The following is a 23,967-nucleotide window of genomic DNA, read 5'->3' as shown; positions in this document are numbered from 1 at the left end:
ATCTTTCAACAGATTGTCAGTTTTTATAAAATACTTAAAATATCGGATATGAGAATTGTTTATAGTAAGACGACTTTCCGGAATGCCGTATACCGGGCATTGATCTCGGTTATCATCGGGGTTGTTTTGATTGCTTGGCCTGATGTCGCCCTAAAGTCCATCGTTATGTTTATCGGAGCTTTGTTCCTGCTTACCGGAATAATGGCTTTCGTTGCTTCTTACCGTCGCCAGCAGGCCGAACAACGGGCTGACGGCTTGTTGTCCCTGAATGGAATCGGAAGTATGGTGCTGGGTATTTTGCTTATTTCCATACCTTTGTTTTTCACAACGATATTGATGGTTATATTGGGATGTGTTTTGCTTTTGGCGGCAATTGCACAATTGGTGACTTTGTCGGCAGCCCGTCAGCTCGGCTACATTTCCCCTATGAACTATTTTTTCCCTATCCTGATTATGTTGGCGGGATTGGTCGTGGTTTTCAGACCTTGGGGAAGTGCTGAATATGTTGTCATCATATTGGGAATCACTTCCATGTTTTATGGAATCACCGATCTGATCAGTCAGTACGGTATTCATAAGATGCGGAAACATTGGGAAGAAGAGGAGCAGAAAAAGAAACTGGACGGAGACCGGGATATCGAAGACACCGATTATGAAGAGGTGAAGTGACGGATTTCAAAGGGATGCGAACAGCATGATGAAGAAATAGAGGAAAACGGATAAGATAACGCCTTTCGAGGCGTTGTTTTTATTAAAGCGCAGAAACAGGTAAAACAATCCCAGATTGGCAAAAAATACGCCGATGGCAACAATTTTCAAATGTACTTTCAATACGAATGCCTGTTCGATAAATGCAGTGACAGAGAGATAATTGAAGCGCAGTAAGTAGATCAGTGCGACAATGATAAACGGGGCGGTGAGCCCGGCCAGTAAACCGATATACAATTTGTCTTTCATCTGTTTTTACAAAGTTAAATTCCGGATGTATTATTGAAATTCCAGTTCGGTAAAGAATTGCGGTACATGGAAATTCGGTTCGGGGGTATCGATCGGTTGCCAGGACAAAAAGTGGGGTTTAGATAAGTGGTCTCCGCATTTGTACAGATTGGCTTTTACTTTTATGCCGGACAGGTTTTTGAAACTGTGTTTGAAAAGGGCTGTAGCCGGAATAGCGACGATGAGCCACCAGTGGTTGTCACCTTCCCGTTCTTCGAAGTTTTCGTTCCCCAGTGAAGAAAGCCGTCGGATGCTTTGCATTGTTTCCGGGTTTGCATGTTCTGCATTTTCACGGGTTTGCCGGAATCCAGACAACGCTTTGCCGATGCAGTTGAATTCAAAGTTGTAGTAGCCGTTATCATCGGGAGAGAGGAAAAATTCGACACAGGAATCGGTCCATACCTGTCCGTTGTCTTCCTGCACATGGGCCATCGTATAATTTTCGGATACTTCGAAACGGATGAAAATAGCCTTGTCGTTGTGGGCGATGTTGAAGGCGACCTGGGGGGAATAGGGATATTGTTCAGACCAGTTGTTGCACCCGATGGGGAAGGCGGGTTGCTGCGCCAGAAGCCCGGCGGCTTCGTTCAGACGGTCCGCTTGCAAAGCTGCAATTTTTTTTACCTGAAACATGAGACTCACCTTGAATGAATGATTTTGATTTGTGATTCGTGTGCAAATATACACCGAATCACAAATCAAAAAAAACGTATAGCGATTATTTCAGCTTATTTATTTCTTCTTTTACAATATCGCACATTTTTGTGTATTGATCTTCCATGCTTTGTAAAAGCTTGTGCTGTGCACGGGCACGGATCAGGTTATGTACCTGATTTTTTACTTTGTAATATTTGTCTCCGTCGATGTAATCCATCAGGAAGCGTAATACCTGCTCATAGGTGATGTATTTGGCGGAGAAAGCCAGGTAGTCGATTTCGCTTTGATTTAAGAATTTGGCTGTCTCTGACAGATAGCCCTGTGTGTATCCCCGGAAGATATCAATGTTCATGGATACGTTGTCCAGATTTTCGTCGTCTTCCAGACCGGTGTTTGTATACGACCGCATGGCATCTCCGTAGTCGTTGAGGCAAGTACTGCTTAATACGGTGTCGAGATCGATGACGCAAAGTACATTGCCTGCTTTATCGAACAGAATATTGTTGATTTTTGTATCGTTGTGGGTGACACGGGTCGGGATGGTTCCGTTTTCAACCAATTCCCAGAAGTGCAGCATTTCTTCCCGGCGGCGTTCAATCCATTGGATTTCACTGGGGACAGTGGCTTTACGCCCTACCGGGTCCTTGGCCAATACCTCATCCCATTGTTTGAAGCGGTAACGGATGTTATGAAAACCCGGCAGAATATCGGCGAGCGGTTCTTTGAAATCCGACAGCATGGCCTGGAATTTACCGATGCCTTTGCCTCCCTGATAAGCCAGTTCCGGTGTATCCGCTTTCTGATAATCGATCGTATCGCTGACAAACACACATACGGCCCAGAATTCACCGTCTTCGTCCTGGTAATATAATTTTCCGTCTTTAGTCGGAATAATGGTCATCGCTTCCCGCATCGGATCACCTCCCGCTGCTACGATTTTCTTTTTCAGGTGGTTTGTTACCCGGTAGATATTGTCCATCATGGCCGGAACATCCTTGAAAATATTTTTGTTTTTACGTTGTAAAATATAGTTGGGGGTTGTAGCTTCTGCTGTTGTGATCAACAATGTGTCATTGATAAAACCTTGTCCCAGGGGTTTTACCGATAGAATAGAGCCTTCCAGTTGGAATTGGCTGCAAATTTTACTCAGTCTGTTTTCCATGCTATTTTAATTATTATTTATATATTATTTTATATATAGACAGATTGTTTCGAAAACCCGATTTTGTAACTGATTGTCAGTAAGCTACGCAAACGTTGTCTTTGGCACCTATTTTTTGACGGCGTAAAGGTAGTAAAAAATGCAACTTTGTAAAATTTTTTAATTGAAAAAATCGGATAAAGTAAAAACTTTATTTGACTTATACTTTTAAAGTGTGGTTTACGGATGGAATCGTGACACCTGAAAGTCGTGGATCGGTTTTCCGGCGATGTTATTCAGGGGATAATACGGATTATTTCCGGATTTTTGTTTACCATAAAGCCGTATGTCCGTATCTAGTGTTTTATAATACTTATTAATAGTAGAGATATGACATCTGTTAAACTGAAACTGAACAAAGACCGTATTTTACTGAACGGAACTTATCCTTTGGTGTTCCAGGTCATCCATCGCAGACGTAAAAAATTGATTTATAGCCGATTTAAAGTTGCCGAGCCGGATTATGATGCCGGGCAAGAGAAAGTGGTATACCGGAAAGACGGGCTGACTCATCGTGAGGTTCGCATTATCAACCGTTGGATCACAAAGGAACGGAAAAAGCTGAACAGTTTGATCGGTGAATTGAAGGAGAGTATGCCTGATTTTACTGTGTCTGATATTACCGGACATTACGAGGGGCCTGTAAAAGGCGAGGGACTGTTTGCTTTTATAGACGGTTGTATTCGCCAGAAAGAGGAACTGAACCGGTTGGGGACAGCGGCGGCCTACCGTAGTACCCGTTCGTCCTTGCTGCATTTTACCGGGAAAGAGAAGGTGGCTGTTTCCGAAGTGAATGCCGCTTTTGTGAGGGCCTATGAGAAATACCTTTTAAAAAGCGGGGTATGCCGTAATACGGTGAGTTTTTATATGCGCAATCTGCGTGCGGTTTATAACCAGGCTATTCTGGACGGGAAAATGGAGTCATCCGCAAATCCTTTTCAACATGCACAGACCCGTCCGGCCAAAACCGTGAAGCGAGCAATGAGCCGCGACCATATCCGTCGGCTGATGCAGCTTTCGCTGGAGGACGCTCCCGAACTCGATTTTGTCCGTAATCTGTTTATGTTTAGTTTTTATGCCCGGGGAATGTCTTTTGTGGATATGGTTTTTTTAAAGAAGGAGAATATAAAGTGTAATTTTATCGAGTATTACCGTCACAAGACGCAGCAGCTTATCCGGGTCAGTCTGACGGATCAATTGAAAGACATCATTTCGCGTTACCGGAATGATACGGATTATATTTTTCCGGTTATTGACGATTCTTCCGGTCTTTCGCCTTACCGCCAATACCGTCTGGCGTTGGGAAAGGCGGAACGGAGGCTCAAGCAGTTGGGGCAGCGGCTGGGGTATGAGGTCGAACTGACCACCTATGTCGCCCGACATAGCTGGGCAACCCAGGCTAAGGAATGCGGCATTCCTGTTTCGGTGATCAGCGAAGGGCTCGGACATACTTCTGAAAAAACAACACGGATTTATCTGAAAGAGTTCGATCAGAAGGTTTTGGATGAATGCGATCAATTGGTAGCCCAACTTGTAGAAATGTAAAAAAATGTAATTTTTTTTTGATAAAATTACATTTTTTATATATTTGTAAAATCGCTCTATTTAGTGATAGAGATACACCTTTAAACTTATAAAAGATTAACATCTTTTGACAGGACAAAGATAGGGGTTTGTTTCTGATATTTATTAACAAAACGTACTAATCTTTTATCATTTCGTTTTGTGGCGTTATTTTTACGATTCATTGCTAACTTGTTGCTGTTGTTTGATTAACTCTCCGGGGGGACAACCGAATTCGCGTATACAAAAGCGGTTGAACTGGACCGGCGAATCGAAATTAAATAAATCTATCAGCTCCTTTATTGTGATTCCGGGTACGGCTGCTTTTACAAAAACCTGGTGTCTGATTTGTTTCAGCATCCATTGCTTGGGTGACATTCCGAATTCTTTTGTGAATTTTGTATAAAATGCGTTTTTGCTCATCCTCAAAAGCCGTATCATTTCTTCTACACTTCCGGCTTTGATATAATTTTCCTGGATCATATCTCTGAACTTTATTTTATTTCCCATGATGGGATAAAACAGTTGGACGACCTCTTTTTTGGTGTAGAAACCACGGAGGTAGAGAAAGAATTCTTTGTGCTTAATTTCATGTAAATGAGCGCAGTTCATTCCATTTTTGAGACAGAATACCAGTAGTTCTATATATTCGTTTAGCGGATGCCTGACTTTGAGAGGGACGAAATCGTACCGGATATCCCTGTGTAAATTGTAATAAGTTTCGAGCATATTTACGTCGCATACGTTTCTGACCCTTCCGAAGCTGAATAACAGTAATTTACAGTCTTTTTGGGTGTGAGCGTCTACGAGAGCTCCTCTGGGTAAAAGTACCATTTCAGAAGAAGATACTTTACGGTTGTTATATTGGTTACAACTGATAACACATTCACCCTCAATGAGTATAACTACATTATTGTAATGCAGTTTGGGTTCGTATACGTGTGTTCCTTCCTGCACTTCGATGTATTTGAATCCGGTGTCGATTTCTATTTGGTAATTTTTGCAACTCTGGTGTTCGTTTACGTAGAGCAGTTTATTTAATAAAATTTTATGCATGTTCTTAAATATTGATGTTTTTGTTTTAATTCGGTTAATCGTGTTTCAGCAAAGTTGCAGTATATATTTATATAAATATTTAAAAAACAGATATTTATATAGTATAAATGTACTTCTGATTTTCGTGTAATATTTGCTGAAACAATTTTTTTTACTTTTCAATAGATTATGTGTTAATAATCAGGTGTTTATTGCTTTTTATTTTTCTGCATACTCTATCACTAAATAGAGTTTTTCAGAGATGGGTTTTGGGGTGGTGTTTTTTCGGTTTGCAGGGTTGTAAGTTGGAGGAGTTTGGAATAGAATGAAGAAATGAAAGTATAATTATATGGGATTAAAAGTAAACATATTCATTGTTGTTGTTTTCTGTTTTCTGGGAGCACGGGTGTCGGCTCAAGAGGGGGGAGTGAAGAGCAATCTGCTTTATGATGTGACGGGTACGCTGAATTTCGGGATGGAATTCAGTCTGGACTATGAGTGGACGCTGGACGTATCTGCGAATTATAATGCGTGGAATTTTTCGCCGACACGTAAGATGAAGCACTGGCTTTTACAGCCCGAACTGCGTTGGTGGGGGTGTGAGCCTTTTTCGGGGCATTTTTTCGGGATTCATGCGCATGCAGGGCAGTTCAATCTGGGGGGAATGCTTCCTTGGGGGTTCGGGGCTGTCCGTAACAAGCATATTGAGAAAAACCGTTACGAAGGTTGGTTGGCCGGTGCCGGCGTCAGTTACGGTTACAACTGGATTCTGGGTAAGCATTGGAGTTTAGAAGCGACACTGGGGCTGGGGTATGCCTATTTGAAATACGACAAATACCGCTGTGAGAATTGTGGAGAAAAACTGGGCAGCGGTGTACAGCATTATATAGGCCCGACGAAGGCCGCTGTCAACCTGATTTATTATTACTAGAGTGTGTGCCCTTGTTGCCGGTAGGTAGGTTATAAATAAAAAGAGGTATGAAATATATTATTTTATTGTGTTTTGGACTGTTGTATTCCTTCGGGCTTTCGGCTCAGAATACGGAATTTATAGAGCCGGGGGAGGTTTCCGTCCGCCGTGCCGGGGATTCTGTTTATGTTTCTCTGCGTCTTCGTGTGACGGATATCGGTTCGGATAATTTGGTGACACTTACGCCTGTTTTATACAAAGGCACTGGCGGTGTCCGTAGCCTGCCGCCCGTGTTGTACGGCAGTCGCCGTGCCCAGCTTCGCCTGTGGAAAAAGGCGAAGGACAAGTCCGCTGTGCCGGTCTGTCATAATTCGGGGGATACGGTTTTTTACCGGGATACCTTTCGTTACGAGCATTGGATGAACGGTTCGGGGCTTCGCCTGGATGCGGAGTTGCGCACCTGCTGCCGCACGATGCATCCCGATCCTTTACTATTGGCTTCGGATATCGTTCTTTTTACACCTGCAGAGGAGTTTCGTCCTGTGCTTGCGGATATTGTTCCTGCCCTGTCTGCCGGGGATAAACTTTCGGAGCAGGACCGTTTTGTAGAACGCTGGCCGGGGGGTATTTCGGATACAATTGCCGTTGTACGCCGGGTAGAAGCAAGTAGTCCTGTAATTTACTTTCCCGTGGGGGAGACGAAGATCGTTCCGGGATACAGAAATAACCTCCGGGAGCTGGAACACATGCTTTTGCTCGTTGATCGGATAGCCTCTTCTAAAGATTCCCGTATCGTTAAAATACTGGTGATGGGCCTGTCTTCTCCTGACGGTCCTTCGTTCTGGAACGAACAGGTTGCCAATGCCCGTGCCCGTTCGCTGGTGGATTACCTGACGGTTCGTACCGGGCTGGATGCTTCCTGCTTCGTACAATATAACGGTAAGGAAGCCTGGTATGAACTGCGTCAACTGATAGCTGCCAGTGATATGGTTTACAGGCAGGAAGTGCTGGATGTGATTGACTATACGCCGGTTTGGGATGTACAGAAAAAGGCGGGCCGTCTGGGACATTTGCAGGCGTTATACGATGGAAAGGCTTACCGTTACTTGAGGGAACATTTTTTTCCTCAGTTGCGGATGGCGGGCTGTGTGAGAGTTTATTACGAGAGAATAGCGGATACGACGGCTGTCGTTCTGAACCGGTCCGTTTTTCTGGCGCGGGCAGGTAAATATGCCGAAGCGCTTGAGGCGGTGGTTGCTATTCCGGACCCGCGTGCAGATAATCTGAAAGGCGTTTGTTATATGATGACAGGCGATGCGGACAAGGCCCGGCGTTTTTTTGAGCGTTCCGCCCGGTCGGGCTGTGTGGCGGGGGCGGATAACCTTCGTCAGTTGGAAGAACTTTTGAACCGGTACTGACCGGAAATACAAAATAAACCAAATATCAACCATTTTTTTAAATTAAAAACAAATTGAAGATGAAAATGAGATCAATTTTATTGTCGGTACTTGCGATAGCGGTATTGGCAGGTTGTGCGAAAAATAACGAATTGCCGGGAGATCCGGATGTAAATGCTAGGGAGGCGGTGGTCACTCTTCGTTTAAAGGGGAATGGCAGTACAAGAGCGGCAGGCGTGCCAGATGATCTGGACACCAAGAATTCGACAGTGAACGATCTTACCGTGTTTTTCTTTGACGGGGATGCGCTGGTCAATAAGGTATACCAAGCGACAGTTACAGGCAGCGCGGTAATGGATGTAAAGACAACGACGAGTGCAAAACAGGCTGTGGTAGTAGCTAATATCGGTAGTGACCAGACCACTACGGGAATTTTCGCTTCGGTGACCAGCAGGACTACATTTATGGCTGCGACTGCAAATCTTCTTAAAGACGGGAATCCGGTACAGAATGATGAAAAGGTTTATATGAGCGGAGAAGGCACAATTACTTATGATGCAACAGGAAAAGACGGACAGGTGACGATTCCGCTTAATTTTGTGGCTGCCAGAATCGACCTTAAGGTGATAGATTTTTCCGGTGCAATTGGTAAAGGTAGTGTATATGGCACTCATTTTTCAGTTGCTTCGATTTATCTGATGCGTGCGCAAAGATGGACCAATTTTTTACCTACCGGAACCGGCGAGAGTCTTAAATATATCGCAAAAAATAACCGGAAATTTGCGGGAGGAGTTACCTGGGAATCTACCACTACTACTGTACCGACGGATTACAGGGTGCATGAAGAATACAGGGTTGCCACTATTCCGGGTGCTCTTACTGCTAATAAGATGGAAAATTTAGGTCACTGGTATGTTTTTGATAATAACGAACTTGACGAACCGACTGTATTGGTTGTTAAGGTTAACTGGAAAAAAGATGGAACTACTGACACTCCTTTGTTTTTCAATGTCACTTTTAACGGTAATGATCAGATGAGAATTCGAAGTGGAAATACCTATACGGTAAATCTTAAACTGAACGGTAACTTCAAGCCGGGAGACGGCGGTGGTACCGGAGGTGGTGGTGAGGATGATCCTGATACTCCAACTGTTGATGCTGCTGTTGATATTACGGTAACGCCTGCAACGTGGACTCCTAACGTTATCAATAAAGAGTGGAATTAATATCTTCCCTGGTTTTGGTATTGTCTACTTCTTAATAATTTCTTTCGGAGAAATTTAATGTACGATGAAATACCTGTGCTATGGTTTATGCTTTAGCACAGGTACATCCGACAAAATTTTAACAGAAACAAAGTTTATGATGTACAGCAGAAAATACAGGAATTTGTCCGGAATGACAGGAATGTTGCTGATGCTTTTGTTGGCGGCCGGTTGCATTTTCGATGACCTCAGCGGTTGTTTCCGGGGGTTGGACCTGCGGGTGGCTTTGCATGGAAGTGTTCCGGGCGGTGAGGAGTCGGTTCGTGATGTCCGTTTGTACATATTCGACGACAAAGACCTTTTGCTGGATATCGTTCCTGTCAGCATATCCCAGACGGTACGTCTGGACTACCGGGGAGTTCCGCGCCTGCGTTGTGTGGCCTGGTGTAATACCGGTGACGGCGGAATCCGTGTGAGCCCTTTAACCGTGGGCGATGCTTTTTCCCGGGGGACTGTTTCCCTGGAACCTTTGGTTGCCACCCGTTCGGACGGGACAACCTATGTTTCTCCTCCTGATCTTTTTTACGGGGAGCTTGAAATTGAAAACACGACGGCGTCCGGTTCTTCTGCGGAACATAAGATAACGGTTTCGCGGATGGTGGCGTCGATGAATATAACGGTGCGCGGACTGGAACTTCTGGCGGGAACATCTGCGGGAGTATTTTCGCTCAATGTCCAGGGTACTCCGGACCGTATCGATTTCGGGGGGATATACGGGGGAGAGTCTGCCTCTTATGCCCCTGCCGGAGCTTTCGATGCTAAACGGGATTATGTGGTTCCGGAGTTCCGTCTTTTTCCTGCTTCGGAGGGGAAAGGGCTGACGATCGGTATTTTTCACGACGGGGAGTTGCTGCGCAGCGTGACTGCCGGCAGCGACGGCCTTCCGATAGCCCCTGTGGCAGGAAAAACGCTGCATGTGCTGATAAACCTGGAAAGCGGGGTGGACGTGGAGATGGTGGTGACGGGCTGGGGTGAAAACCATATCTGGAAAGAGTATAACTGATTGTGGCTGTGGTTGCCGTAACGGACCCGGTCATTTATTTTGAACGACGAATATGATGAACGATCTGATATTGAAATGGAGGAAAGGATTGCTGCTGCTCCTGCTGCCGGTGATTCTGGCGGGTTGCCGTAACGACCGGATGGAAGAGGTGCTTGCCGGCGGACCGGCCCTGGTGACACTTGCCGTGTCGGCAACGCAGAGCAGTGGGCCCCGTACAAGGGCGCTAACTCCCGACAACGGGAATAGCGCAATCAATTCGCTTTATGTGTTGCAATTCCATGCCAAAAGCGATGGTAGCTACGGTACACTGCGGCGTGTGGCTGAGGGTGAGCTCAGCAGTGGCGGTGTTTACAAGGCCACCTTGCAGCAAAGTAATGACACGGACGATCTGTACCTGTTGGTCATACTCGCCAATTTCGGCACTTCCCCGGATCTCTATTCTCTGGCCGGAAAAACCTATGAGCAAGTTCAGAAGGCCTGTTATAGCGCACTGTCCAGCGGAATCCTGACCTTCGGCGCTTCGGACGTGATTCCGATGTCGGGGGTGGTAAACCGCGGGCAGCCTGTCAGGGTTGAGAAGGGGGAAACCTATTCCGGTATACAACTGCTGCGTGCCGTTGCGCGCGTGGATGTCGGTATCGGTACTCCCGTCGACGGCAGTAACACCTGGAATCCGGGGACTGTCGATTTCCGGATGACCGATATCCAGGTGTGGAAAGCCGGCCGTCGGTACACCCGTTTACCGTTGGCGCACACTTACAGCGCTGCGGGCGTCCCTTCGGTCAGTGAACCTTCGGTTGTCCCCGGCGTGGAGGTTGCCTCCCCCTGGGATTATAACGCCGGGATTTCCGGCAATACCGTCAAGGGTGGCTGGTGTGTCAGCAGCATCTTCCTGCCGGAAACGAAACTGAAAGGTACAGACGCATCGCCCAATAAGGTTTTCGACGCCAACCACACCAACCGTCTGGCCATTATCGTCGGCGGCTATTATCCGGCTGCTTCGACGGAGAAGAGCTGGTACCGGATTGATATCTGTGATGGAAACAGTACGCCCGAAACGGTGATGAATCTGGACATCCTGCGCAACACCATTTACAGCATCAGCATCGGACGTGTAACTGCCAAAGGATACGCTTCGGCCCAGCAGGCTTACGAAAAGAAACCGCTGGGACTGGGCTTTACCGCGGGAGTGAAACCCTGGCTAACGGGGATCACCGATGGGGCTCCTGTTCCTGTGTCGGGTGTCCGCATGTTGTACAAACTCGGGACGGGCAACAGAAGGCCCCAGAGCACGGCTACCGGGGTGGTGTATGAAAAGGCCGCTTTCTGGCGCGGGCGTCTCGATTATCAGTACGGAGTTAACCAGCCATTTGATTACAATGATTTCTACGGCGAGGGCTCCAATTTCTATTACCCTTATGAAGGGGTGGGGAGCAACAACGGCGATATCTATCACTACGGAACGGTGTCGGAATCAGACGTCCATAACCTCAGATTTGCCGCCCTCTGGGTAGAGGGAGCTTATCCTGCCCTGATGATTGCCCCCGATGATCTTACGGATGTCGGCCACCCTGACGGCCTGTTCCCGTGGCGTTCGGAGGACGGCAGCCTGACCGCTTTCGATGCCTGCCGTGCTTACGAGGGCGGGGGATATACCGACTGGCGCCTGCCGCGTCTTTCGGAGCTGGCGCTGATGTTCGTGTATAAAGGGGATCTGACAGGGGAATATCCTGAAGAGGTTTTCAGGTATCCCACGGGGAAATACTGGAGCGGGAACGAATATGCCCCCCGGCCTTCGGGGCTGGTGACGGGTACGGGGCCTGGCGCCTCTTACAACTATACCCTGGGGGTGAAATCGGCCGGTCAGGCCTGGGCCTTTGATTTTGATGTCGCTTCGACAGCCAGTGCCGGCTCTGTGTTTGAAAAGGGCCCGTGGCCTTCGAAGTCGGCAAAGCGCAAAGTGCGTTGTGTGAGGCAGATCGGTAGTGACCTGGATGGTAAAGATTAAATGATATGATATGAGTGTAAATAGGAAAAAATATTTAATGGCGTTGTCCTGTTTGTTTTGGTATGTCCTGCTGTCGGTGTCTTGCGATACGCCTGACGGTCCGGATCTTCCTTCGCCCGGCGATGCGGTGCCCCTTCGTTTCAGTGCTTCGGCCTCTTTGCCGGGGGGAACTCCGGGAACGAGGGCTGTCGGTGGTCTGATCACGGGTTTCCCGGAAGACGGCACGACGAGCACGTTCGGCATGTCGCTGACGAAAGAGGACGGCACGACTCCCCTTTTCACGGGTTCCGGGTATGTACGGATGGATCTCCGGAAAACGGGCGGTGCGTGGCAAAGCAGCCTGCACACTCCCGACGGTTCGGTAGATCTGACCGGCAGGGCGATGGTCCTTCCCGGAGACCGTGTCCGCGTGCAGTCGTGGTACCCCCTGGCCGACTGGACGCGCGGGGCCGACGGGACGATAGCCTTCGATTTCCGCGGCGATATGGAGGTGGAGACCCAGAAGCAGAAGGAACTGCTCTTTGTGGCCCCCGGTGATCAGTTGAAAACCGTGGGCGATGACGGGAAGGTTAACCTTTCTTTCAGTCATGCCTGGACACACATCGTCATCAACGTAAAAAAGGCGGGAAGCGCTGCTGCCACTATCCGCGGTGCCGGTGTCGATAATCAGGGCGGTTTCTGGATCAGAAACCGGGGCCGCATCGATCCCTCTACCGGATTGCGGGTGGCAGAGGCGGACGCTGATACGGATGCCGCCACTGCCGGAGCGATCGGGGGCAATCAAGACTATACCCTGTCGCTAACGGAAAATAAAACCTTTCACTTTTTCGTACCCTCGTTTATGTCCCGGGATGTGCAGAGCGGGAGTGTGGCCCTGTTTCTGAAAACGGGCAATGCCACTTCGGGAAGCCGGCTGGTGTTTCCGCTCAGGCATGCCCACCTCAACAGTGAAGGTACGGGCGATACCACCCGCTACGGTTTCCGTCAGGGATACAGGAACACCTACAACCTGGTGTATGACAATACCGCAATGAGCCTTTCACTGACAGACTGGACCTCTTTGCGCCTGGATTACAGCTTTGAGATTCCGGCAATCGAAACGGCCGGAGTGACGTATAAGGCGGGAGGGTGGAACTTGGGTGGCGACCACTATACTCACGATACGCTTGCTGCCGGCAGGAGGTACATGTATAACGACTGGCTCGGCACGGTGGCTATGAAGAATAACGGAAACTATGTTCCAGTAGCCGCCGGTAATACCTATCCGTCCGGGAGGATGGAGGAGGTGGCCTCAATGCTTGGGGTGAGCAAAAAAGATGCCGTTTCATTGCCCGTGGAGTGGTCTGTTGCCGACGGTTCGCTTGTGGCTAAGGAATTTTGCCGCGCCTACGGGGATGGAAAATGGCGTCTTCCCCGTGCTTCGGAATTCCGGATGATGCTTCTCGAGGCTAAAACTAATCCGGGACAGCTTCTGGGCCTTTCCCCCGACCGTCCTTACTGGACGGGGACGGAATCCGATGCAAATAATGCCTGGGTGATATCTTACGTGGTGGTTTCCGGAACGGATAATGCTCTCCGTGGCTGGAGTTTCCTGAGTACTCTTAAATCTCAGAAGGCATACGTCCGCTGTGTCCGCGACAGAGCCCCTTAATCCGGAATACCGATACTTATAAAGAAAGATAAAGATGAATATGAAAAAGATAGTGTATTTGCTGTTGTTCCTGTGGTGTCAGTGCTCTTGTTCGGATGAACTGCTGGATGGTCCCGCAAGACCTGTATTGGCGGCCGATTCGGTCCGGGTGACACTCGGTTTCAACAGTCTCTCCTTCGAGAGTCCCTTTTCTGCCGGTACCCGTTCTGCCGGAACCCGTACCTTTACTGTTTCTCCGGATGGGGTGGAAGCGGAACTTGTGGAGATGCCCGTCCCCCTGACCCGTTCCGGGGAAGAAGACAAGGTTTACGGTTTCTGGGTGTTGCAGTTCGACGGCACGGCGGCCACTTCGGTCATGACCCGGAAGGCCTACTACAACTGTCCGTCCGGCACTTTGAACAGCACCTCGGTTACGCTGAATGCCGGGACCGGACAGCAGCGGATTGTGGTGATCGCCAATGCAGGCAGTGGTAATAATAACAGTATCTCACCGATAAGGATGAACCTGACACAGGGCACGTCTACCTATAACGATCTGCTGAGCCTGAATTATTTTCCTGATAAAACAGATCAGACCGCCTATCCGCTGTATAGGGATAGATATCCGGATGCAACGAATAATCCCGTCTGGCGTGCATTGCGGGTTATGTGCGGTGTCGCGGATGCGAAGATCACCGCCGGTATGTCTGCGCTCTATATTTCTTTGCGGCGTAATGTGTCTAAAATCACAATCCTTCCGGTTGAACTGGATGCCTCGCTCAGAACGGGGGAGTTTCCCCTGTGGCAGGCTTCTCTGGTGAATATTCCGGCCTCCTCTTACCTGCTGCCTATGGGCCGGGGCAGCTTTTTCCCGGGCACCGGAGCCGGATATACCGGCCATCAGTGGCCGTCAGCGCCCGTTGCGGAAAGTTATACGATCCCTCAGAAAACGTTTGATGTATCCGTCAACCTTTTTCCGTCGGTAGCCGGCCTGACGCTCTATGAGCGTCAGGCAAAGGCTCCCGTCGGGTCCACTCAGCTTCAGGTGATGGGGTACAAGATCGAATATAACAAGTTTGATAGCGATAAGAAGGTTCCGATTATAAAACGTTCTATCCTGTTCCATATTCCCCTGGGTACTAATTTTACGGACAATTTCAGTATTCCCCCCAACCACGATCTGACGTATAGGATCAGGCTGAAAAAGTCGACGGTAGATGGGAGCGCAGGGGAGACCCGGTTTGAGCCCGGTTATTTCGGGGGAATATTGGTTGGGCTGGATAAAAACGGGACGGAAGTGGCGGCTGCTAGCGGGAACGCTAAAGTATGGAGATTCTCAAAGAAAATTGAGGTTTACCCGCAGAACAACAGGTGCCTGATGCTGGAGAATGAACTCTGGCTTCCTAGTGCTGATAAAGATAATGTCTATTTTGGCAGAGACACGATGAGATGGAAAAGGAATGGTTACCCTTCTATAAGCTTTGCCGGAAAATGCTTGAAGCTCATGGATGGTTTTGAAAATTCGAGATATGTTTCGGCGAATATACAGTCAGGACATTATATGCTTGTGGCTTCCCTGGGTTACAGACTGGAAAATGAAATCAGCCCAGGTTCGGATATTTCTAAACCTCACTGGTGGTATGCCCCCGCCATCGGGCAGTTAATCGGCATCTGGATAGCCGGTTCGGGACTCATCAGTACGATGAGCGGCAATGGCTTCTGGTCGTCGACTCTTGAAAGTTCCGGTAATCAGGCTTATATAATGACACTGAAGGGCGAGGTAAGGAGGGTGGACGTTCTAGAAGACCGCTATCACGGCCGTGCTGTGCGTAATCTCCTTAATCCCTGATATAAAATATAAAACTATGAATACTGTAAATTATTTACTATTTTTTCTTTTGTCGGTTTTCATCTTTCCTGCGGGATTGTACGGACAATGTGTAAAGAAGATAAGACTGGAGCATGTGGGAACGGAGGATGGTACAGCGAGCACATATGCCGTAATTTTCGGCGAGGGAATGCCCGTGACGGCCTACTGGCCGCTCGGCAAACGGCTGACCCTTGACGACAGGACCGTCCGCCACGGTGTGTCCGCAGGCTATGGCGACAACCTGAACATCAACAGCCGTGTTGCCTTTCGTTTTATTGTAGCTCCGGCGGATGCTCCAGTGAGCGCGGCGGATGCTACTCAGATGATGACCTGGCTCCAGGCCTGCGGATCGGGTGGCGGCAGCCAGGATATAGTGCCGAAGGCGGCTTTTTCCGACCCTGTGGCGACCGGTTGTGCGGCATACAACCACGGCGGGCGCAAGTGGCGTGTTCCCACCCAGCGGGAGTTGCAGCTGATGTGGGTGTTGCGTGACGGAATCAGATATGCATACACGGGCGTGTCCGGCGCTTCGCCGATGGGAACTCACAGATACTGGAGTTCCACAGAGGAACCGGCGGCGGGTACAGTGTACAACGCCTGGATTTTCGACTTTTCGGCCACTTTCCCTCGTTCACATCCTTCTGATAAAACCGGATATGTGTATGTACGTTGTGTAAGTGATTATTAACGGTTTATAGGTAGATAAGGACAGCTGTGTTTTTGAGCAGTATATACGGGCCGGTCAGCGGTTTTTGGTTTGCCCTCTCCGAAATAGATTTTAAGCGATGATTAGATTTTATATATATAGTGTTTTATGGTTGATGTTGTTTACGGCAACGGCCGGCTGTTCGCAGGCTCAGTCAGGAAAAAAGCCGGCAGCAGTACTTCCGGAAAAGGTTTTCACCCTTCCGCAGATTCCGCCTGTACTGATTTCTCCGGGAGACCGGGCTTCCTATTTGGTTGCCCATTATTGGGACGGCTTCGATTTTTCGGATACGACGCTGATTGCCCGTCCGGAGATTACGGAACAAGCTTTTGCGGATTTTCTGGATGTTCTGCCGCACGTATCGCCGGATGAGTCGGTGAAGGCTTTGCGTGGATTGATGGCTTCCGCTTCTGTGGATCATACAATGCTGATGTATTTCACCGAGCTGGCGGGAAAGTATCTTTACGATCCGAATTCCCCGTTCCGCAATGAGGAGTTTTATATACCGGTATTGGAATATATCGTCTCTTTACCCGATTTGGCGGAATTGTATAAAATCCGTCCGCGCTATCGGCTGGAACTGGCTCTGAAGAACCGTCCCGGGGATGTGGCGACGGATTTTACCTATACGCTGTCTAACGGTAAAAGCGGACGACTGTCAGGGATAAAGTCGGAATATACGGTGTTGTTTTTTAACAATCCCGATTGTGCGGATTGTATCTCTACCAAAGCGTTTATCGTCGGTTCGGCTTTGTTCAGAAAACTGGTTTTAGCGAAACGGCTTACTGTTGTAGCGGTTTATCCGGACGGTGATCTTTCGCTTTGGAAAAAGACGACCTATCCTCCGGCCTGGATCAACGGTAGTAATCCTGCGCTTTCAGAAGCCCGGTTGTACGATCTGAAGGCTATGCCTACGCTTTATCTGCTGGATAAGGACAAGCGTGTGATTCTGAAAGATGCCCCGGTCGGGAAGATAGAGGAGTGGCTGGACGGGAAGGGAGGCTGGGTAGGCGGGATTTATGATTTATGATTGGGTCTCCGGATATTTTGGATTCCGTGGATTGGTTCCGATTGCCGGAAGTGCCGTTGTATTAAGGGATGGTTGTCCGGATGAATGTTGATTTAAAATCGTGTTTGATTTGATTACAAGATCATGTTTTCTGATTCGATAAACAGGGGTATTGTTGTTGTGTGGCTGAAGCGTTTTCCGGGTGATCTGCTTCGTATGTTGCTGCTGTTGCCCTGTGCGTTGTCTCTGGGAGTTGCTTTTTTTGTAGCATTTCCGTTTTGGTTATGTGGAAAGTGGCTGAAAGAGAAGTGATGATTTTGTACGGTGTATATACCGAAAGCTGAATGTATGATAAACCGTATCGGACCGCTGGATTGTGGCGCCCTGGGGCCTTCGGATTTTCTGGGTTTTTGCCGCAGGGTGGAGTCGTTGCTTGCAGAGACCGGGATGCCGGATATTTTGCCGGAAACAATCGTGTTCCGGAATACCTTACAGCTGTATGGTGACTGTATTTCCCGGTCTTCTACAGCCATTTGCACAGAGGAGGATGCCGCTGTACCGGATGCTTTCCGGAGCCGGTTTTATATCCATGCCCGCAGAAGCCTGGAGGCAGCCTTGCAGTTGTTGTTTGCCCGGCTTCAGGGCCTTGCGGGGGTACTGGCGGAAGCCGACAGTGTACTTTCCGGTATCGGTCGGTGGAGCAGTTATTATGCGGCACGTTTTGACTGTCGTAAAAAATGAGAAATTAAAAAAATGCTATGTTGAATTTCAATAAGTCCAGAGAAGGGCAGGAGGAGGTCTCCGTTTCCCTGGCGCCGACCCTGATCAGCGGGTCTGTTCATTGCAGGGGGCATTTGTCGGGTAATGCCGATGTGGTGGTGGAAGGCGAGTTTTCGGGGACGATCCGAATCGGCGGTCGTTTGATCATACGTCCCGGCGGCCGGGTCCATTCGGAAGGCATCGAATGCCGTATCGCCGATATATCGGGAGAAGCCGACGGAATTTTTTACATCAGCGAGTTGTTGTATATCCGCCAACGGGGTGTTGTTTCCGGTGATGTGGCGGTTGGGGGCATCCGAATTGAAGAAGGCGGAGCGTTCAACGGCAATTGCAAGACGGTGGTTTCCGCTAATCCTTTGCTTACAGGTGCGACGCCGGATTTTCCTGTAGACCGGATACCCGCCGTTTGCACCGAATGAGAAAAAATACACTGAACAATAAATTTATATCCATAATGCCGGTTTCCCAATCTTTTCCTTCGTAATCCGTCCGGATTGCACATATTTATACAATACATGCACATATTTACCTACTTAAATTTGGGAGCCGGCATTTTTTTTTAGCACCCGGGGACGGGGCTAAAGTGCTACATATTGGATTTTTTTATATTTCATACACCACGCTAACAATTAGTGGATTATTGTGGTTGATGAATTTTTCCGGGTAGCACTTTAGCCCCGTCCCCGGGTGCTACATATTGGATTTTTTAATTTTTCATACACCACGCTAACAATTAGTGGATTATTTTGGTTGGTGAATCTTTTCGGATAGCACTTTAGCCCCGTCCCCGGGTGCTATTCTCCAGGAAAACGTCCGTTTTTTTAGGAAGAGAATTTTAAACTTTTTTTACAAAAATAAAAATTTATCGTCTTTAGTTTCAAAGAATTGGTTTTTTTTTGAAAAAAAATTTTTTCGTCCAATAAAAACGGACGTTTTAGGGGAGTCTGTTCTCCTTAGATGTCAATTTTTTAGGGTATGTCAGAAGATTACGTTTTTTGGTGTGGAAAAAGAGTGTGTTTCAATATTGATTACTAACCAGCCTTGAGGACAATAGTCCGTTAAAGGGTTAAAAATTGAAATTATGAAGCAAATAAATCTTCCGGAGAGGACGAGGTACAGGTTGTGCTTTGTCCGTCACAATGTGTTTCAAGTGTTTTTATTACTTCTGGTTTTTCTTCCATCTTTTTTGTATGCGGGGGGAGCGGAGAATGGTTCCCCGCAGGATACGAAAAAGATACAGGGAGTTGTGGTTGATGAATCCGGTGTACCTTTACCGGGAGTTGCGGTAAAGGTGAAGGGGGAGCAAAAAGGAACGGCGACGGATGTCAACGGTGTTTTTGAACTGGTAATAGGAGAAAATCCCGATGCGGTGCTGGAATTTTCGTTTATCGGAATGAAACCGCAGGAAGTCCGGGTCGGCAACAGGTTGCATATCCGGATAACGATGGTAGCCCAGCATACGGAGTTGGAAGAAGTGATGGTTGTCGCGTACGGAACGGTGAAGAAGGAATCGTTTACCGGTTCGGCTGTCAGTGTGCAGGGGGATAAGCTGACACAGGCTGCGGCTTCGCGTACATCGGCCGTGCAGGCATTGCAAGGGAATGTTGCCGGTGTGCGGTTTTCGCGTACTTCCGGTCAGCCGGGCGATCTTTCTTCGATACAGATCCGGGGAATCGGTTCTTTGAACGAGTCGACGGCTCCTTTATATATCATTGACGGAGTGACGATCAGTTCCGGATTGAATATGTTGAATCCGGAAGATATAGAAACGATGACGGTATTGAAGGATGCGGCGGCTACTTCTTTATACGGAAACCGGGCTTCCAACGGTGTCGTGATCATTACGACCAAATCCGGGAAACAGGGAAAAATAAAGGTTTCGGTTACCTATGAACGGGCCTGGTCTTCACAGGCGATGCCGCGGGCTCTGAAAGGGTTTTATATGAATACGAAAGAATTGACGGAATATTCGATCGAGGCATTGAAGAACAGATATTTATATAACAACAATGCTTTGCCCTGGCAATCGAACTATGATCCTAATAATACGAATATTCAGGAAGCAGCGAGGGCATATGCCATGCAAAATCTGAAAGGTACGGCTAAATTAATTCACCCTGACGATCCCCTGGACGGTACGTTCGATTATTCGACTGCTGACCTGGAAAAATATCTGACCCATCCGCGGGAATACAATTGGGAAGATGTTATTTTTCGTACAGGAGAGGAAAATAAAATCAATGTATCAGCAACCGGAGGAAGGGAAAATCTGAATTTTTACGCTTCTTTGGGGTATGTCGATCAGAAAGGAATCGTGATAGGAAGTGAATTCGAGCGTTTTACGGGACGTTTGTCCGTAACGGGTAAAATCGGAAGACTGGTGGACTTTTCCATTGGAGAAAATATAGGTTATTCTATTAAGGACGAGCAAACGGCAGAAGGAGGCTATTATTACAGCAACGCTGTTTACGGTCTGGGCCAGATCAACCCTTCCCAACCGGTATGGTTGGATGAGCATACGCTTAATCCGAAGCCGGGGTTTGCCAACAATATCCCCAATTATGTAGCTAATCTGAGTCAGGTGCAGTTCGGTACGAAGCAATTGTCCAGTATTTCCAATCTGGTGTTTACGCTGAAATTTACCGATTGGTTGAATTTCCGGACCGTTAACGGAGTGGATATCAATTATACCCAGCAGAAGCAGGTGTGGACACCGGAATCGAATGACGGTGCCGCTACCAACGGTTATGTATGGCAGTACGGTAGTATGTATCAAACACTGACCACTTCCAATACGTTGAATTTCAATAAAGATTTCGGAAAGCACAATGTTTCAGCCTTGGTCGGTTATGAAGCGATGAAATATCTGTACGATAATTTTTCGGGGGAAGGACAGCAGTTTGCATATGGCGATCTGATGTATCTGGGAAATGCGGCTGTGCCTTCAGGTGTTGGCGGAGCTTTGGGAAAAGACCGTATGGTGTCTGTTATCAGTAAACTGGATTATAATTACGGAAATAAATATTATTTGTCCGGTAGCTTCCGGCGGGACGGTACCTCCCGTTTTATCCGGGAAAACCGTTGGGGTAATTTCTGGTCTGTTTCAGGTGCCTGGAATATTACCCGGGAAGCTTTTATGGCCCCGGTTGAAAACTGGCTTGATAATTTGCGGCTGAAAGTATCTTACGGAACCAATGGTAATCAGCCTTCCAATTATTTCAATTCGATGACTTTATTCTCGGTGACAGCCAAGCATAATCAGCAGGCAGCTACCGTTGCTTCTTCTTACGGAAATCCTTCCCTGACCTGGGAAAAATCGTATACCTGGAATGCCGGCCTTGATTTTTCCGTGCTGAAGGGAGCTTTAAGGGGAACGGTGGAATATTATAACCGGTTGACAACGGATTTGATCGACTGGACGAATGTTTCTTATATGACGGGTTGGAGCAGTTATATCGTCAATGACGGGAAACTCCGCAATACCGGTGTGGAAATCACCCTCAGCAGTCGCAATATCGACCGGGAATTTAAGTGGATGACTGATTTCAATATTTCCTATATGCGTTCCAAAGTAGAAGATTTGAAGGGAGGAGCCCGTATCAATCATCCTTATATTACTCAGGAAGGTAAAGATGTGTATTCGTTCTATACCCGGGAATGGGCCGGAGTGGATCCGGAAACGGGTTTGGGTACCTGGAAAATGAATACGAAGGATGCAAATGGAAATGTGATCGACCGGGAAAGTATCACTACGGATGTGAATGAGGCCGACCGTGTTATTGTCGGTAAAGGATATCCGGATTGGTTTGGCGGTTTGACCAATACATTTACGTATAAAGGGGTAGAACTTTCTTTCTTGCTGACGTTTACCCTGGGAGGAGATATGTGGGACAATACGCATTACGATGTAGTGACGGACGGTAGGAATATCGGGTGGCAGAATTTCCGTAAGGATGCCGGAAAAGATTACTGGCGGAAACCGGGCGACCGTGCCAAAAATCCGATTGTCATTTATAATAATCCTTTTAAATCTTCGGAAAGTACTTCTACGCGCCGTTTGCTTTCTTCCGATCATCTGCGGGTGAAAAACATTACGCTGGCTTATAATTTCCCGAAAACCTGGATAAACCGGATCGGGCTGGCAGGTGCGAAAGTATATGTAAACGGAAACGATGTGCTTACCTTTTCCAAGAGCAAGTATATCGATCCGGAGGTGGGTATGAACGGAATGTCCAGGGGTATCGACGGTTGGCCGATGCTGAAATCCTGGCGGGTAGGTATTAATGTTCAATTTTAAATGAAAAAGTTATGAAATTCTTCAAAAAAATAGGACTTTTGGTGATAGGAGGGCTGTTTGCCGCCGGTTGCGGAAACAATTTTCTGGATATCAAACCTACGGGATCGGTACCTGTAGACAAAGATATGATCAGGACGAATGCGCAATTACGGAGTGCTGTAAACGGAGCGTATACGTATCTGGAATATTACCGTTATAGCAGTATGCTGGACGGAGATGTGATGGGGGATGATTTGCAAAGTTGTTATGGAAATTACCGGATGGAACTTTTTTACGATTTGACGCAACGTTCGGTAAATTATACGAATATGACCCTGTGGAGCCGGCTGTATTCTACGGCTTACGATATCAATACCGTACTTAATCAGGTGCAGTATATCGAAAATCAGAATGCAGAGACGGAAGCTATGGTAGCCGAACTGAGATTTATAAGGGCTTTGGTGCATTGGGATGCTTCTTTGCGCTACGGGCCTCTGCCTTCTAATCTGGGAAAGGGAAAAATAAAGGAGGACGCACTCGGAGTTATGATTACGGACAAGTTGCCGGAGGATATCCAGGGGATGTACTACCGGGATAAAGTGAGTGATGTGTTTGCTTTTATGATCCGTGAAATGGAGGAGTGTGTCGATAAACTTCCTGCAGAACACCGGAATGGATATCTCAACTATTGGGCAGGCCGGATGTTTATGGCACGTCTGTACCTGTATACGGAACAATGGGATAAGGCCTTTCAGTGTGCGAAAGAGGTTATCGATGACGGCGGTTATTCTTTATATTCTCAGGAACAGTATGTGAAAGCCTGGCAGCAGACCTATACTTCCGAATCCATATTCGAGATGCCGACGACGGAATCGGATAACGGTAGTTGGGACGGATTGAGTTATTTCGTTTCACCTAACGGTTACTGGTCTGTGATGGCATCGCTGGAATTTATGCAGTTGAAGAATTCCGACCCCAAGGATGTACGTTTCGGCGTAGTGCAATATGGTTGGTGGGATTGGTTGCCCTGGGAAGACAACGATTGGGATGAGTGTTATTTCATTTCCGGAAAATATCCGGGTCGGGACGGTAATCCGCTTGTATGTAATCCGAAAATCTTCCGTTTGTCGGAAGCTTACCTGATTGCTGCCGAAGCCGCACTGAGGGGATCGGAAGGAGTGAGAACGGGAAGTTATTATCTTTCCGAATTGCGACGCAACCGTACGACTACGGACCCGGATAAGTATGATGCCGGCTATGATTTGGACGATGTGCTGTATGAAAGACGGCTGGAATTGCTGGGAGAGGGACACAGGGCTTTCGACCTTTGGCGTAATCAGCGGCCGGTGGTTCGCTATGACGGCAGCCGCACTTTTCATTGGTGTCCCAGGGAACTGGACGAGATCGCTTTTGATGATCACCGCATTCTTTTACCGATCGCTGTGCGCGAACTGGAATTGATGAGTGCAGAGGACCGGGCCACACAACAAAATCCCGGTTATGGATTGTATTGATACACACGAATAGTTAGAATAGTTAAAGACCGCCGGATATCCGATCCGGCGGTCTTTAATTTTATTTCAGGGGGGAGTGTTCGGCTTTCTTGTTTTATCCTGCTTTTACTCTCGTTTTTTATCCTTATCTTTGTCCTGAGATCGTGT

General features: G+C 47.7%; 20 protein-coding genes. 16 read left to right on the top strand and 4 right to left on the bottom strand.

Annotation, left to right across the window (positions count from 1 at the left end):
* Positions 1 to 48 precede the first annotated feature (48 nt).
* The gene (locus DD657_RS04695; protein ID WP_021988588.1) at positions 49 to 669 is read left to right on the top strand and encodes an HdeD family acid-resistance protein; all 621 of its coding nucleotides are present in this window, start codon (positions 49 to 51) and stop codon (positions 667 to 669) included.
* Positions 670 to 675: 6 nt separating this feature from the next.
* Here DD657_RS04695 and DD657_RS04690 read toward each other — a convergent pair whose 3' ends face one another.
* The 3 genes from DD657_RS04690 to DD657_RS04680 form a co-directional block, all read right to left on the bottom strand.
* A complete protein-coding gene (locus DD657_RS04690) occupies positions 676 to 957 on the bottom strand; it encodes a hypothetical protein (protein ID WP_021988589.1) in 282 nt (93 codons plus the stop codon).
* Positions 958 to 987: 30 nt separating this feature from the next.
* Positions 988 to 1,629, bottom strand: a complete 642-nt coding sequence (locus DD657_RS04685) for a carbohydrate-binding family 9-like protein (protein WP_287048731.1) — start codon at positions 1,627 to 1,629, stop codon at positions 988 to 990.
* Positions 1,630 to 1,714: 85 nt separating this feature from the next.
* Positions 1,715 to 2,815 carry a phosphotransferase enzyme family protein gene (locus tag DD657_RS04680; protein WP_021988591.1) on the bottom strand — a complete coding sequence of 367 codons (1,101 nt, stop codon included), beginning with the start codon at positions 2,813 to 2,815 and terminating at the stop codon, positions 1,715 to 1,717.
* A gap of 369 nt (positions 2,816 to 3,184) precedes the next feature.
* Here DD657_RS04680 and DD657_RS04675 point away from each other — a divergent pair, with 369 nt between their 5' ends.
* Positions 3,185 to 4,399 (top strand): site-specific integrase, encoded by a 1,215-nt coding sequence (locus tag DD657_RS04675; RefSeq protein WP_021988592.1) that lies wholly within the window; start codon positions 3,185 to 3,187, stop codon positions 4,397 to 4,399.
* A gap of 192 nt (positions 4,400 to 4,591) precedes the next feature.
* Here DD657_RS04675 and DD657_RS04670 read toward each other — a convergent pair whose 3' ends face one another.
* The gene (locus tag DD657_RS04670; RefSeq protein WP_068689236.1) at positions 4,592 to 5,473 is read right to left on the bottom strand and encodes a helix-turn-helix domain-containing protein; all 882 of its coding nucleotides are present in this window, start codon (positions 5,471 to 5,473) and stop codon (positions 4,592 to 4,594) included.
* A 328-nt stretch (positions 5,474 to 5,801) separates the two neighbouring features.
* Here DD657_RS04670 and DD657_RS04665 point away from each other — a divergent pair, with 328 nt between their 5' ends.
* The 14 genes from DD657_RS04665 to DD657_RS04600 all read left to right on the top strand — a co-directional run bounded on the left by DD657_RS04665 (position 5,802) and on the right by DD657_RS04600 (position 23,820).
* Complete coding sequence (locus DD657_RS04665) at positions 5,802 to 6,383, top strand: DUF3575 domain-containing protein (RefSeq protein ID WP_021988594.1); 582 nt, start codon at positions 5,802 to 5,804, stop codon at positions 6,381 to 6,383.
* 47 nt (positions 6,384 to 6,430) lie between these two features.
* Positions 6,431 to 7,780 (top strand): OmpA family protein, encoded by a 1,350-nt coding sequence (locus DD657_RS04660; protein WP_287048727.1) that lies wholly within the window; start codon positions 6,431 to 6,433, stop codon positions 7,778 to 7,780.
* A gap of 59 nt (positions 7,781 to 7,839) precedes the next feature.
* Positions 7,840 to 8,985 (top strand): fimbrial protein, encoded by a 1,146-nt coding sequence (locus DD657_RS04655; RefSeq protein ID WP_287048725.1) that lies wholly within the window; start codon positions 7,840 to 7,842, stop codon positions 8,983 to 8,985.
* 136 nt (positions 8,986 to 9,121) lie between these two features.
* Positions 9,122 to 10,027, top strand: a complete 906-nt coding sequence (locus DD657_RS04650) for a FimB/Mfa2 family fimbrial subunit (RefSeq protein ID WP_287048723.1) — start codon at positions 9,122 to 9,124, stop codon at positions 10,025 to 10,027.
* Positions 10,028 to 10,079: 52 nt separating this feature from the next.
* Entirely contained in the window at positions 10,080 to 12,035 is a 1,956-nt protein-coding gene (locus tag DD657_RS04645) for an Lcl C-terminal domain-containing protein (protein WP_287048721.1), read from the top strand.
* Positions 12,036 to 12,045: 10 nt separating this feature from the next.
* Positions 12,046 to 13,686, top strand: coding sequence for a fimbrillin family protein (locus tag DD657_RS04640; protein WP_287048720.1), 1,641 nt, complete (start codon positions 12,046 to 12,048; stop codon positions 13,684 to 13,686).
* A gap of 40 nt (positions 13,687 to 13,726) precedes the next feature.
* Positions 13,727 to 15,514, top strand: coding sequence for a hypothetical protein (locus DD657_RS04635; protein ID WP_287048718.1), 1,788 nt, complete (start codon positions 13,727 to 13,729; stop codon positions 15,512 to 15,514).
* 343 nt (positions 15,515 to 15,857) lie between these two features.
* Positions 15,858 to 16,223, top strand: a complete 366-nt coding sequence (locus DD657_RS15215; RefSeq protein ID WP_287048716.1) for an Lcl domain-containing protein — start codon at positions 15,858 to 15,860, stop codon at positions 16,221 to 16,223.
* 97 nt (positions 16,224 to 16,320) lie between these two features.
* Positions 16,321 to 17,271, top strand: coding sequence for a DUF5106 domain-containing protein (locus DD657_RS04625; RefSeq protein WP_287048714.1), 951 nt, complete (start codon positions 16,321 to 16,323; stop codon positions 17,269 to 17,271).
* A 123-nt stretch (positions 17,272 to 17,394) separates the two neighbouring features.
* Entirely contained in the window at positions 17,395 to 17,562 is a 168-nt protein-coding gene (locus DD657_RS04620) for a hypothetical protein (protein WP_154670129.1), read from the top strand.
* A 36-nt stretch (positions 17,563 to 17,598) separates the two neighbouring features.
* Complete coding sequence (locus DD657_RS04615) at positions 17,599 to 17,991, top strand: hypothetical protein (protein ID WP_021988603.1); 393 nt, start codon at positions 17,599 to 17,601, stop codon at positions 17,989 to 17,991.
* Between the two features lie 17 nt (positions 17,992 to 18,008).
* Entirely contained in the window at positions 18,009 to 18,449 is a 441-nt protein-coding gene (locus DD657_RS04610; protein ID WP_287048711.1) for a bactofilin family protein, read from the top strand.
* A gap of 662 nt (positions 18,450 to 19,111) precedes the next feature.
* Positions 19,112 to 22,327, top strand: a complete 3,216-nt coding sequence (locus DD657_RS04605; protein ID WP_287048709.1) for a SusC/RagA family TonB-linked outer membrane protein — start codon at positions 19,112 to 19,114, stop codon at positions 22,325 to 22,327.
* An 11-nt stretch (positions 22,328 to 22,338) separates the two neighbouring features.
* Complete coding sequence (locus tag DD657_RS04600; protein ID WP_287048707.1) at positions 22,339 to 23,820, top strand: RagB/SusD family nutrient uptake outer membrane protein; 1,482 nt, start codon at positions 22,339 to 22,341, stop codon at positions 23,818 to 23,820.
* The last annotated feature ends 147 nt before the right edge of the window (positions 23,821 to 23,967 follow it).

The sequence above is a fragment of the Culturomica sp. genome (assembly GCF_003524185.1).
GTDB classification, from domain to species: domain Bacteria; phylum Bacteroidota; class Bacteroidia; order Bacteroidales; family Marinifilaceae; genus Culturomica; species Culturomica massiliensis.
This window is presented reverse-complemented; position numbering and strand designations above follow the sequence as displayed.